This window comes from Streptomyces sp. (assembly GCF_050698815.1).
GTDB lineage: Bacteria > Actinomycetota > Actinomycetes > Streptomycetales > Streptomycetaceae > Streptomyces.
Genome location: NZ_JBOHCV010000195.1, coordinates 1 through 12,574 on the forward strand (window position 1 = coordinate 1; position 12,574 = coordinate 12,574).

At 70.7% G+C, this 12,574-nt stretch carries 10 protein-coding genes; 5 read left to right on the top strand and 5 right to left on the bottom strand.

Annotated features, from left to right (window positions below):
- Positions 1-245: 245 nt before the first annotated feature.
- Positions 246-1,064, top strand: a complete 819-nt coding sequence (locus ACRDP3_RS07195; protein WP_431515995.1) for a thioredoxin domain-containing protein — start codon at positions 246-248, stop codon at positions 1,062-1,064.
- 111 nt (positions 1,065-1,175) lie between these two features.
- The gene (locus tag ACRDP3_RS07200) at positions 1,176-2,861 is read left to right on the top strand and encodes an alkaline phosphatase D family protein (RefSeq protein ID WP_431515996.1); all 1,686 of its coding nucleotides are present in this window, start codon (positions 1,176-1,178) and stop codon (positions 2,859-2,861) included.
- Between the two features lie 63 nt (positions 2,862-2,924).
- Here the strand turns inward: ACRDP3_RS07200 and ACRDP3_RS07205 are convergent, their stop codons facing one another.
- Positions 2,925-3,500 (bottom strand): dienelactone hydrolase family protein, encoded by a 576-nt coding sequence (locus tag ACRDP3_RS07205; protein ID WP_431515997.1) that lies wholly within the window; start codon positions 3,498-3,500, stop codon positions 2,925-2,927.
- Positions 3,501-3,613: 113 nt separating this feature from the next.
- On the opposite strand from ACRDP3_RS07205, the gene ACRDP3_RS07210 reads away from it, so the two are divergent.
- Positions 3,614-4,699 carry a mechanosensitive ion channel family protein gene (locus tag ACRDP3_RS07210; RefSeq protein ID WP_431515998.1) on the top strand — a complete coding sequence of 362 codons (1,086 nt, stop codon included), beginning with the start codon at positions 3,614-3,616 and terminating at the stop codon, positions 4,697-4,699.
- A 76-nt stretch (positions 4,700-4,775) separates the two neighbouring features.
- On the opposite strand, the gene ACRDP3_RS07215 is transcribed toward ACRDP3_RS07210, so the two are convergent.
- The 4 genes from ACRDP3_RS07215 to ACRDP3_RS07230 are packed head-to-tail and all read right to left on the bottom strand — an operon-like array spanning position 4,776 to position 8,478.
- Entirely contained in the window at positions 4,776-6,368 is a 1,593-nt protein-coding gene (locus ACRDP3_RS07215) for a Na+/H+ antiporter (RefSeq protein WP_431515999.1), read from the bottom strand.
- Between the two features lie 2 nt (positions 6,369-6,370).
- A complete protein-coding gene (locus tag ACRDP3_RS07220; protein WP_431516000.1) occupies positions 6,371-7,312 on the bottom strand; it encodes an RluA family pseudouridine synthase in 942 nt (313 codons plus the stop codon).
- 51 nt (positions 7,313-7,363) lie between these two features.
- Positions 7,364-7,951: a signal peptidase II gene (locus tag ACRDP3_RS07225; RefSeq protein WP_431516001.1), complete on the bottom strand. Its 588-nt coding sequence runs from the start codon at positions 7,949-7,951 to the stop codon at positions 7,364-7,366.
- Positions 7,952-7,998: 47 nt separating this feature from the next.
- Positions 7,999-8,478: a TraR/DksA family transcriptional regulator gene (locus ACRDP3_RS07230; protein WP_431516002.1), complete on the bottom strand. Its 480-nt coding sequence runs from the start codon at positions 8,476-8,478 to the stop codon at positions 7,999-8,001.
- 4 nt (positions 8,479-8,482) lie between these two features.
- Between ACRDP3_RS07230 and ACRDP3_RS07235 the strand changes: the two genes are divergently transcribed.
- Positions 8,483-8,845 (top strand): hypothetical protein, encoded by a 363-nt coding sequence (locus ACRDP3_RS07235; RefSeq protein ID WP_431516003.1) that lies wholly within the window; start codon positions 8,483-8,485, stop codon positions 8,843-8,845.
- Between the two features lie 397 nt (positions 8,846-9,242).
- Positions 9,243-12,392 (top strand): isoleucine--tRNA ligase, encoded by a 3,150-nt coding sequence (ileS, locus tag ACRDP3_RS07240; protein ID WP_431516004.1) that lies wholly within the window; start codon positions 9,243-9,245, stop codon positions 12,390-12,392.
- The last annotated feature ends 182 nt before the right edge of the window (positions 12,393-12,574 follow it).

Genomic DNA, 12,574 nt, shown 5'->3' on the forward strand with positions numbered 1-12,574 from the left:
TTTCCGGCCGCTGTCGGTCGCCTTCGCCGCGGGCCGCCGCCCGTACACCGCCGGCCCGCCCGCGCGTACCGTTGGCGCGCTGCCCGTGGTGGCGCCCCGCATCCTGCCGCTGCTCACCCACTCCGTACACCGTCGAGGACCGCCACCGCTCGCACGCGCGGCCTGAACCGGACGCCGCACCGAGCAAGGGGGCGGCGACCGCCCACCTCACCACACCCGACGCGATGTATACACGGAGAAGACCCATGAGCAAGCGCAACAACCACGAAGCCAAGCGCGCCGCCCGCGAGCGGCTGCAGGCCGAGCGGGAGCGGGAGGCCAAGAAGGCCAGGGTCCGGCGGCAGCTGATCGTCGGCGCCTCGGTCATCGGCGTCCTCGCGGTGGCCACCGGCATCGGTTACGCCGTCACCAAGATGAACGAACCCACCGGCTGGGAGGCGGCCAAGGAGCAGAAGCTCGTCAAGCCCGCCAACACCTCGGGCAAGGACGGCACCACCGTCGTGCTGGGAGGCGCCGGCGCCAAGAAGACGATGGACGTCTACGAGGACATGCGGTGCCCGGCATGCGCGCAGTTCGAGCAGGGCATGGGCGCGGCCATCGCCAAGGGTGCCGACGAGAAGAAGTACAAGCTCAAGATCCATCTGGGCGACCTGATCGACGGCAACCTCGGTGGCGAGGGCTCCAAGAACGCCATCAGCGCGCTGGGCGCGTCGCTGAATGTGAGCGAGGAAGCCTTCCGCGATTACCACGAGAAGCTGTACTCGGCCAAGTATCACCCGCAGGAGTCCCAGGACAAGTTCGCCGACGACTCCTACCTCCTCAAGGTCGCCGACACCGTTCCCGAGCTGAAGAACAACGGCGGCTTCAAGAAGGCCGTCGAGGACGGCACCTACGACAAGTGGGCGCTGGGGATGGTCGCGGACTTCAACAAGGGCAAGGTCCAGGGCACGCCCACCGTCCGCATCGACGGCAAGGACGTGCAGCAGCAGCAACTCCCCGCGGAGCTGCAGAAGCTGGGCGTGAAGCTCAAGATCCCCAGCCAGGGCGGACAGCCGCAGGAGTAACGGGCCGGGCCCCGGAGCCGGCGACGCGGTGGCTGAACATGCCCCAACGGGCGGCCGAACTCTTGTGAGCGGCCTGCCCGTTGGGGCTACCTGTGCGTAACATCAGACTCTGTGACCACAACCCACACCACGCCTCCACATGTTCCCGCCCCCACCGCCACACCCCCGGCCGGGCACCCCCGTCGCCGCACCGTCGTCGCGGCCACCGCCGCCTCCGCGGCCCTGCTGCCGCTCGCGGGCGGCATACCCAGCGCACACGCCGCCGACGGCCCCGCCTTCCTGCACGGCGTCGCCTCCGGTGACCCGCTGCCCGACGGCGTCCTGCTGTGGACCCGCGTCACCCCCTCCCCGGACGCGGTGCCCGGCTCCGGCAAGGGGAGGCCCGTCACGGTGACCTGGGAGGTCGCCGAGGACAAGGACTTCGCCGAGGTCGTCGCGCACGGCACCGCCGAGGCCGGGGCCGCCGCCGACCACACCGTCAAGGCGGACGTGCGCGGACTGCGCCCCGCCACCACCTACTGGTTCCGCTTCGGCGCCGGCGAAGCCCGCTCCCCCGCCGGCCGTACCCGCACGGCACCCGCCGAGGACGCCACCGCCGACAGCATCCGCCTCGGGGTCGTCTCGTGCTCCCATTACGAGGGCGGCTACTTCGCCTCCTACCGGCACCTGGCCGCCCGTACGGACCTGCACGCGGTCCTCCATCTCGGCGACTACATCTACGAGTACGGCAGCGGCGAGTACCCCCTGGACGGGAACATCGTCCGCGCGGTACAGCCCGCGCACGAGATCCGCACCCTCGCCGACTACCGCCTCCGGCACGCCCACCACAAAATGGACCCCGACCTGCAGGCCATGCACGGGGCGCACCCAGTCGTCGCGATGTGGGACGACCACGAGTTCGCCAACGACACCTGGTCCGGGGGCGCCGGGAACCACACCCCCGACGAGGGTGACTGGGCGGAGCGCGTACGGGTCGCGAAGCAGGCGTACTTCGAGTGGATGCCGGTACGGCCCTCCACCGAGGGCACCACCTACCGCCGCATCAGATTCGGCAAGCTCGCCGACTTGCACCTGCTCGACCTGCGCTCCTTCCGCGACAAGCAGGCGACCATCGGCGACGGCGACGTGATCGACGACCCGGATCGCACCCTCACCGGACGCAAGCAGCTGGACTGGCTGAAGGCCGGACTGTCCGCGTCGACCGCGCGCTGGCGGATGGTCGGAACCTCGGTCATGATCTCGCCGATCGCTTTCGGCTCGGTGCCCGCCCATCTGCTGGGTCCACTCGCGGAGTTGCTGGGCATCCCCGAGGAGGGCCTCGCCCTCAACGTCGACCAGTGGGACGGCTACACCGACGACCGGCGTGAGCTGCTGACCCATCTGCGCGACCAGAAGATCGGCAACACGGTCTTCCTCACCGGCGACATCCACATGGCCTTCGCCAACGAAGTGCCGGTCAAGGCGGCGTCCTATCCGCTGGCGGCGCCGGTGGCCACCGAGTTCGTCGTCACCTCCGTCACCTCCGACAATCTCGACGACATACTCCACGTCGCCCCCGACACCATCTCCTCCGTGGCCGAGGCCGCCGTCCAGGCCGCCAACCGGCATGTGAAATGGCTCGACATGGACTCGCACGGCTACGGCGTCCTCGACGTCACCGCCGAACGGGCCCAGATGGACTACTACATCCTGTCCGACAAGACGGACCGCGACGCCACCGCCGAGGTCCGGCGTTCCTACCGCACCCTCTCGGGCAGCCAGCGCATCGAAAGGGCGGACGGGCCCGTGCGGGCCTAGCCGTCCGCGCGCGGGTCCCGGAGCGGCGGCGGCTGCGCTGTCCGCCGCTCCGGCTCCCGGCGGCTACCGAAGGCCGTCGAGGAAGCCCAGCGCCGTACGCCAGACCTCCTCTGCCGCCGCCTCGTCGTAGTCGTCCAGGCCCGCGTCGGTGAACAGGTGCCCGGCCCCGGCGTACCGGTAGATCTCCACGTCCGCGCCCGCCCGCCGCATCCGCAGATACCAGGCGTTCAGCCAGTCGTGCGGCTCGAAGGCATCCGGGTCGGCGACGTGCAACTGCACCGGAAGCTCGTCGACGGCGGCGTCCTCGGCGATGTCCGAGGTGCCGTGCAGGAGCAGCAGTCCGCGCGCCCGGGCGTCGGCGAAGGCGAGGTTCTGCGCGATGGACCCGCCGAGCGAGAAGCCCGCGTAGACCAGGCCCCGCTCCGAGAGCGGCGCCGTGACGGTGACGGCCCGCATCAACAGCTCGTCCCGCCCGATCTCGTCCTTCAGCTTCCCGCCCTCCTCGACGGTCCCGGCGGTGCGGCCCTCGAACAGGTCTGGGGTGTGTACGTCGTGCCCGGCGGCCCGCAGCCGCTCCGCGGCGGCGTGTACGGCGGGTCGCAGCCCGTAGACGGAGTGGAACAGCACGACGGTGGCCAAGATGTCACTTCCCTCACATATAGCGCCGGTGACCCCCTCCGCGCCCGGGGCCCCGCCCATGGTGGCAGGTACGGTCGGCAGAGCCCGTCAATCCCCGAGGAGACATCCGCGCCATGGACAACGTGCTACGGCCGATCATCGTCTTCGGCGGCGCGATCCTGCTCGCGTTCGCCGTCGCCTGGGCCACGGACCGGCTGCTGCGCCGGATCGACGCCCGGCACCCCGAGACACCGCTGTGGGGGCTGCTGCGGAGCGGACGCGTCCCCCTGCAGGCCGTGATCTTCGTCGGCCTGCTGAACGGCTTCTACGAGTACGCGGACATCGCGCGCAACCACCAGCCGACCGTCAACCTCTGGCTGCACATCATCCTGATCGGTGCCGCGGCCTGGCTCGCGCTGCGGATTCTCGCGGCCGTGGTCGAGACGTCCACCGTCCGGTACTCCGGGGTGGCCCACGACCCGGCCCGCGCCCGGCGGGTGAAGACCCAGCTGACCCTGATCCAGCGGCTGGTCACCGCGGTGGTCGTGGTCATCGCGGCCTCCGCGATCCTGCTGCAGTTCCCCGCGATGAAGACGCTGGGCACCTCGATGCTCGCCTCGGCCGGGGTGCTGGGCATCGTGGCCGGCATCGCCGCCCAGTCCACGCTGGGCAACCTCTTCGCGGGGCTCTCCATCGCCTTCGGCGACATGGTGCGGATCGGCGACGAGGTGGTGGTCGACGGCGAGATGGGCACGGTGGACGAGATCACCGTCTCCTACCTGGTGCTGCGCACCTGGGACGAGCGCCGGATCACCATGCCGGTCTCGTACTTCACCAGCAAGCCGTTCGAGAACTGGTCCCGCGGCGGCCCACAGCTGACCGGCACCGTCTTCCTCCAGCTGGACCACTCCGCCCCGATCGCCGCCCTGCGCGCCCGGACGGAGGAGCTGGTACGGGCGAACGACTACTGGGACGGCCGCAGCTGGAGCCTGGTCGTCACCGACTCCACGCCCTCCACGATCGAGGTACGCGCCGCCGCCACGGCCCGCACCTCGGACGACCTGTGGACGCTCCGCTGCGACCTGCGCGAACAGCTCCTCGACTGGCTCCAGCGGGAGCACGCGTACGCGCTGCCGAGCATCACCGTCACCTCCGCGGGCGACCCGCCGGCCGCCTCCTCCAACGGCCACCGGAACCACCAGCAGCCCAAGCACTCCTGACCTCGCGCCGTGCTGGGACCGCTTCAGGCGCAGAGGTCCGGGGCCGAAGTCCCAGGGGGGCGGGTGACCCGCGCCGTCAGGCGCGGAAACTGCGGAGGTCGAGCTGGTGCAGGACCCGGTCACACACCTCCGGGTCGACGCCCGGCTCGGTGCGGGCCGCGATGACCTCGTGGCGGGCGGCCGAGAGCAGCTCGCCGTTCAGCCGGTGGACCTTCTTCATCCGGGCCGCCCGCTTCGACTGCGCCTCGCGCCGTTCTTCGTCCGCGATGTCCGGCGAGATGCGCGTACCCACGTCGTGCGCCCGCCGCGCCAGCGCCTCCGCGACGTCGTCGGGAAGGTCCTCGACCTCCTCGATCTCCCGCAGCCGGCGCCGTGCGGCCTTCGCGCAGCGCAGGGCGAGCTGCCGCTCCAGTTCGCGCTCGGCGGCGCTGTCCGCCCTGACCCGCAGCCGCTTGACCAGCCATGGCAGGGTCAGCCCCTGGAGGACGAGCGTGGCGAGCACGACCGCGAAGGCGATGAAGAGGATCGCGTCCCGCTCCGGGAAGTCTCCGCCGTCCGCCACGGTCAGCGGCACGGCGAGCGCGAGCGCCACCGAGGCCACTCCGCGCATCCCGGCCCACCAGACGACCGTCGTCTCGCGCCAGTTGAGGGGGATGTCCTCGTCCAGGTCCTTGCGCTGATGCAGCCGTTTGGCCAGCCAGGCCGCGGGCAGCAGCCACACCAGCCGCAGGACGACCACCGCCGCGACCACCGCGAGGGCCGCCGGGAGCAGCTCGTCCCAGCGTCCTCGCACCGGGCCGATGACCGCGGCCACTTCCAGTCCGATGAGGCCGAAGGCGACGCCGGTGACCAGTGTGTCGACGATCGACCAGAAGGTCTGTCCGACCAGCCGCCCCTGCACATCGTCCGCGTCCACCGCACGCCCCGAGGACATGTAGAGCGCGGTGATCAGCACGGCCAGCACACCCGAGCCCTTCAGCTCCTCCGCGAGCACGTAGGAGGCGAACGGCACCAGCAGCGAGAGGCCGGTCTGCAGGGTCGCGTCACCGAGCATGCCCGCGAGCTTGTTCGATATCCAGCCCAGCGCGAGCCCGACCAGGATGGCGACGACCGCGGAGAGCACCAGGGAGCCGAGCGCCCCCGGGACCGAGAAGGTACCGGTGACGGCCGCGGCGACGGCTACGTGGTAGAGCGTGATCGCGGTGACGTCGTTGAAGAGGCCCTCGCCTTCGAGGATCGACACCAGCCGCCGTGGCAGCCCGAGCCGCCCGGCGACGGTCGTCGCCGCGACCGGGTCGGGCGGCGCCACCAGCGCGCCGAGCGCGACGGCGCCCGCGATGCCGAGCCCGGGCACCAGCGCGTTGGCCACTGCCGCGACCACAGCTGTCGTCACGAAGACCAGCGCGACCGCCAGCAGGAAGATCGGCCGCTTGTTGGCGGCGAACTGCCGCCAGGAGGTGCGCTGCACGGCCGCGTACAGCAGTGGCGGCAGCACCAGCGGCAGGATGAACTCCGGCGGCACCTCCACGTTGGGTACGAAGGGGAGCAGCGCCAGCACACCGCCGAGGAGGGTCATCAGGACAGGCGACGGCAGCCCGATCCGGTCCCCGAGGGGCACCGTGACGACAGCACCGAGCAGCAACGCGAAGAGCAGGGCGAGCTGGTCCACTCCTACGCGCTCTCCGCCCGCACCACGTCCAGCGCGCGCTGCAGGTCGTCCGGGTAGTCGCTGGAGTACTCCACCCAGCGCCCGTCCGAGGGGTGCTCGAAGCCGAGTCTGACCGCGTGCAGCCACTGCCGCTCCAGCCGCAGCCGCTTGGCGAGCGTGGGGTCCGCGCCGTAGGTGAGGTCGCCGACGCAGGGGTGCCGGTGCGCGGACAGGTGTACCCGGATCTGATGCGTGCGGCCCGTCTCCAGCTTGACGTCGAGCAGGCTGGCGGCGCGGAAGGCCTCGATGAGGTCGTAGTGGGTGACCGACGGCTTGCCCTCGGAGGTGACCGCCCACTTGTAGTCGTGCTGCGGGTGACGCCCGATGGGAGCGTCGATGGTTCCGCTGAGCGGGTCGGGGTGGCCCTGGACGAGCGCGTGGTAGCGCTTGTCGACGGTCCGCTCACGGAACTGCTGCTTGAGCAGCGTGTAGGCCCGCTCCGACTTGGCGACCACCATCAGCCCAGACGTGCCGACGTCGAGCCGGTGCACGATGCCCTGACGCTCCGCGGCCCCGGAGGTGGCGATGGTGTAGCCGGCGGCGGCGAGCCCGCCGATCACCGTCGGGCCGGTCCAGCCCGGGCTCGGATGCGCGGCCACGCCCACCGGCTTGACGATCACCACGATGTCCGCGTCGTCGTGGGCGATCACCATGCCCTCGACCGGCTCGGCCACGACCCGTACGGGCGTGGGCGGCGCGGGCAGCTCCACCTCGAGCCAGGCACCGCCGTACACCCGGTCCGACTTACCGGCCGCCGACCCGTCCAGCAGCACCTTTCCGTCCGCGGCCAGTTCGGCGGCCTTGGTGCGGGAGAAGCCGAACATCCGGGCGAGAGCAGCGTCGACGCGCTCTCCTTCGAGGCCGTCGGGTACGGGAAGGGTCCGGGTTTCGGGAAGGGTGCTCACCTGATCGAGTATGCCGGACGCCCGCGCACGGCCCGCACCGCCGCTGCACCGTCAGTCCCGGTGGACGGTCCCGTCCGGGTCCAGGCCGCGGAAGGAGAGGATCACGATGAGGATGCCCCCGCAGACGATCGCGGAGTCCGCGAGGTTGAAGACCGCGAAGTGCGTGGGGGCGATGAAGTCCACGACCGCGCCCTGGAAGACGCCAGGCGAACGGAAGACGCGGTCGGTGAGATTGCCGAAGGCCCCGCCCAGCAGCATCCCGAGCGCGATCGCCCACGGCGTGCTGTAGAGCTTCCGCGCGATCCGCGCGATGACGACGATCACCACGACGGCGATCGCCGTCAGCACCAGCGTCAGCGCCTCACCGACGCCGAAGGCGGCGCCCCTGTTCCGCACGACGTCCAGCTGGAGCACCGTGCCGATCACCTGGATCGGGGCGTGATGCTCCAGTACGGCGACCACGATCAGCTTGCTGACCAGGTCCAGCACGTAGGCGAGCGCGGCCACGCTGACGAGCACACCGATGCGCCGCCCGCCCTTCGCCGGTGCGGACCGCTCGCCGTGCGCGTCGTCGACGGAGCCTTCCGTCGCCGGGTCAGCCCCTTCCGGAGTACCGATAGTCCGCTCCACCTCTGTCACGTGACGAGGGTACGACAAGTACGTACGGCCAGATGCGGGCCCAGGCTCTACTGGGGCCGGCGTTCCTGCTGCTGCTTGCACTCCACGCACAGCGTCGCCCGCGGGAACGCCTGCATCCGGGCCTTCCCGATCGGGTTGCCACAGTTCTCGCAGAGCCCGTAGGTGCCGGCGTCCAGCCGCTCCAGCGCCCGTTCGGTCTGGTACAGCATCTCGCGGGCGTTGGCGGCGAGCGACATCTCGTGTTCACGGGTGATGTTCTTGGTGCCCGTATCGGCGTCGTCGTCCCCGGCGCCGTCGCCGGAGTCGCGCATGAGACCCTCCAGCGCCTCGCCGGAAGCGACCAGTTCGTCACGCAGCCGCTGGGCCTCGGTCCGCAGCTCGGTGCGGGCCTCCTGGACCTCTTGCGGCGTCCAGGGGTCCTCACCGGACCGTACGGCGAGTTCGCCCGGTTCCGGGGACGCCGACGCGGCCGTACGGGCAGTGGGCACCTTCTCGGCCTTCGCCACCGGAGTCTTCTTCGCAGCCACCGTCTTGGCTCCTGTCGTCTTCTTCACCGTGGTCTTGGGTGCCGCGCTCCCGGACGCGGACTTCTTGGCGGCGGACTTCTTGGCGGCGGACTTCTTCGCCGCGCTCTTCTTCGCCGTCGCCTTCTTCGCGGTCTTCGCCGTCTTCGCCGTCTTCTTCGCCGCGGTCTTCTTGGCGGGAGGCGTCTTCCCGGCCGGGGAAGCCCGGTTCTCGGAGGCGGCGTCCTTCGTGGGTTTCGTGGATTCCGCGGACTTCGCGGACTTCGCGGACTTCGCGGACTTCCCCGCTGCCCCCGAACCCCTCGCGGCGGTCCCTCTCGCCACCGTGGCCGCCCCCCTTCAATATGGTGATCTTGCTCGCGAAACGTGACCGGAACGATAAATCGACTCCGAGCGCGCGGCAACGGGGGCACGCCGGTCTGCATCCGTTGTGCCCCGCCCGGCCGTACGAAAACCGGTCCGCTCCCTTCGCGAAAGCCCCGTACACTTGGTCCAGCGAGAGGCGATGAAGGGGACGAGTAGCGTCGTCACGCAGCCGCGAGCGACCCGGGGACGGTGTGAGCCCGGGGGCCGGCGCGACGTGAAGATCACCCCGGAGCCGCCGGAGGAAAGCCCCGACCCGGGTCGGGACGAGTAGAACCGGCTGCGCGACCCCAATGAGGGGGCAGTGGGGACCCCCACTGCCAAGGAGGGTGGTACCGCGGGTCCGCCGCCGTTCAGGCAGGCGCTCTCGTCCCTCCGACGGAAGCTGAGAGTCCGCCGGAGGATTGTCGATGACGCAGTACCGCCAGGTGCCGGCCCAGGTCGACCTGCCCGCCCTCGAGCACGCCGTGCTGGAGCTGTGGCAGGACCAGAAGGTCTTCGCCCGCACCCTTCAGCAGTCCGAGGGCCGCCCCGAGTGGGTGTTCTACGAGGGCCCGCCGACCGCCAACGGGATGCCGGGCGCACACCACATCGAGGCCCGCGTCTTCAAGGACGTCTTCCCCCGCTTCCGCACGATGCGCGGCTACCACGTGGCGCGCAAGGCGGGCTGGGACTGCCACGGCCTGCCCGTCGAGCTGGCCGTCGAGAAGGAGCTGGGCTTCAACGGCAAGCAGGACATCGAGAACTACGGCATCGCGGAGTTCAACGCCCGGTGCCGCGAATCGGTGACCCGGCACACCGACGCCTTCGCCGAGCTGACGACCCGGATGGGTTACTGGGTCGACATGGACGACGCCTACCGGACCATGAATCCGGAGTACGTCCAGTCCGTCTGGTGGTCGCTGAAGCAGATCCACGAGAAGGGCCTGCTGGTCCAGGACCACCGCGTCGCCCCCTGGTGCCCGCGCTGCGGCACGGGCCTGTCGGACCACGAGCTGGCACAGGGGTACGAGACGGTCGTCGACCCCTCGGTCTTCGTGCGCCTCCCGCTGACCTCCGGCCCGCTGGCCGGCGAGGCGGCTCTGCTGGTGTGGACGACCACCCCCTGGACCCTGGTGTCCAACACCGCGGTCGCCGCCCACCCCGACGTCAGCTACGTCGTCGCGACGAACGGCCAGGAGAAGCTCGTCGTCGCCGAGCCGCTGCTGGGCAAAGCGCTGGGCGAAGGGTGGGAGCCGACCGGACAGCGCTTCACCGGCACCGAGATGGAACGCTGGGGGTACGAACGCCCGTTCAATCTGGTGGAGATGGCGGACGCGCACTTCGTCGTCAACGCCGACTACGTCACCACGGAGGACGGCACCGGACTGGTCCACCAGTCGCCCGCCTTCGGCGAGGACGACATGCGCACCTGTCGGGCCTACGGGCTGCCGGTGGTGAACCCGGTGCGGCCCGACGGCACCTTCGAGGCCGAACTGCACCTGGTGGGCGGTCAGTTCTTCAAGAAGGCCGACGAGGCGCTGGTCGCCGATCTGGCCGCACGGAATCTGCTGTTCCGTCATGTGCCCTACGAGCACAGCTACCCGCACTGCTGGCGCTGCCACACGGCCCTGCTCTACTACGCGCAGCCGTCCTGGTACATCCGCACCACCCGGATCAAGGACGCGCTGCTCCGGGAGAACGAGCGCACGAACTGGTTCCCGGACTCGGTCAAGCACGGCCGCTACGGCGACTGGCTGGACAACAACATCGACTGGGCGCTGAGCCGCAACCGCTACTGGGGCACGCCGCTGCCCGTCTGGCGCTGTGAGGAGGAGCACCTGACCGTCGTCGGCTCCCTCGCCGAGCTGACGGAGCTGACCGGCAGCGACCAGTCGGCCCTGGACCCCCACCGCCCGTACATCGACGAGGTCACCTTCGGCTGCACGGCCGAGGGCTGCTCGCTGGAAGCGGTCCGCGTCCCCGAGGTCATCGACGCCTGGTACGACTCGGGCTCCATGCCGTTCGCGCAGTGGGGATATCCGTACAAGAACAAGGAGCTGTTCGAGAAGCGCTATCCCGCGCAGTTCATCTCCGAGGCCATCGACCAGACCCGTGGCTGGTTCTACACGCTGATGGCGGTCGGCACCCTGGTCTTCGACAAATCGTCCTACGAGAACGTGGTCTGCCTCGGTCACATCCTCGCCGAGGACGGCCGCAAGATGTCCAAGCACCTAGGCAACATCCTGGAGCCGATCCCGCTGATGGATCAGCACGGCGCGGACGCGGTGCGCTGGTTCATGGCGGCCGGCGGTTCACCCTGGGTGGCGCGGCGGGTGGGCCACGGCGCCATCCAGGAGGTCGTACGCAAGACGCTGCTGACGTACTGGAACACGGTGGCCTTCCAGGCGCTCTACGCCCGTACGTCCGGCTGGTCGCCCTCCGAGTCGGACCCCGCACCGGCACGCCGGCCGCTGCTGGACCGCTGGCTGCTGAGCGAACTGCACGCGCTGGTCGACCAGGTCACCGTCGCGATGGACGGGTACGACACTCAGCGCGCCGGCAAGCTGCTGTCCACCTTCGTCGACGACCTGTCGAACTGGTACGTACGGCGTTCACGGCGGCGCTTCTGGCAGGGCGACCCCGCGGCGCTGCGTACGCTGCACGACACCCTGGAGACGGTGACGCGGATGATGGCGCCGATCGTCCCGTTCATCACCGAGCGGGTGTGGCAGGACCTGGTCGTCCCGGTCACGCCGGGAGCGCCTGACTCGGTACACCTGGCGGGCTGGCCGGAGGCGGACCTGAGCAGAGTCGATCCGGAGCTGTCCCAGGACATGCTGCTGGTGCGGCGCCTGGTCGAACTGGGCCGGGCGACCCGGGCGGAGTCCGGGGTCAAGACGCGCCAGCCGCTCTCCCGGGCGCTGATCGCGGCGTACGGCTTCGAGACCCTCTCCCCCGATCTGCGCACCCAGATCACCGAGGAGCTGAACGTCAGCGAACTCGCCTCGCTCTCGGACGTCGGCGGCTCACTGGTCGACACCACGGCCAAGGGCAACTTCCGCGCGCTCGGGCGCCGCTTCGGCAAGAGCACCCAGACGGTGGCCAAGGCCATCGCCGACGCCGACGCCGCCGCCCTGTCCGCGGCCCTGCGCGAGGGCGCGGCCAGGGTCGAGGTGGACGGGGAGCCCGTGTCCCTCACGCCGGAGGAAGTGATCATCACCGAGACCCCGCGCGAGGGCTGGTCGGTGGCGTCCGACTCGGGGGCGACGGTCGCCCTGGACCTGGAGATCACCCCCGAGCTGCGCCGCGCGGGCCTCGCCCGGGACGCGATCCGCCTCGTCCAGGAGGCCCGCAAGAACTCGGGCCTCGACGTGGCGGACCGCATCGTGCTGGTGTGGGCCTCGGCGGACGACGAGGTCGGCCGGGCGCTGGCGGACCACGAGGGGCTGATCGCCGAGGAGGTCCTCGCCGACGAGTTCGCCCCCGGCGACGTGCACACCTCGGACCCCGCCTTCGGCGCCCCCTTCGAGGACACGTCCCTCTCCCTCACCTTCCGCCTCCGCAAGGCGTAGGGCACGGCGCCCTGCCGGGCTCCGTCTCTCCGGGCCCCGTGCCCCCGTGCCTGGCCCCGGCACGGGGGCACGAAGATCCGCTCCCCAGGCCCTCCTGGCTCGTCCGCCGCCGGGAGAGGGCGTGCACCATGGGGACCGTCCGCACACCACATGGGCCGGGCCCGAGAGCGATCGCTCTCGGG

What these genes read in the sequence shown, in the direction of transcription:
- ACRDP3_RS07195 (WP_431515995.1), top strand. Translation starts at nt 246, where the DNA reads ATGAGCAAGCGCAACAACCACGAAGCCAAGCGCGCCGCCCGCGAGCGG.
- ACRDP3_RS07210 (WP_431515998.1), top strand. Translation starts at nt 3,614, where the DNA reads ATGGACAACGTGCTACGGCCGATCATCGTCTTCGGCGGCGCGATCCTG.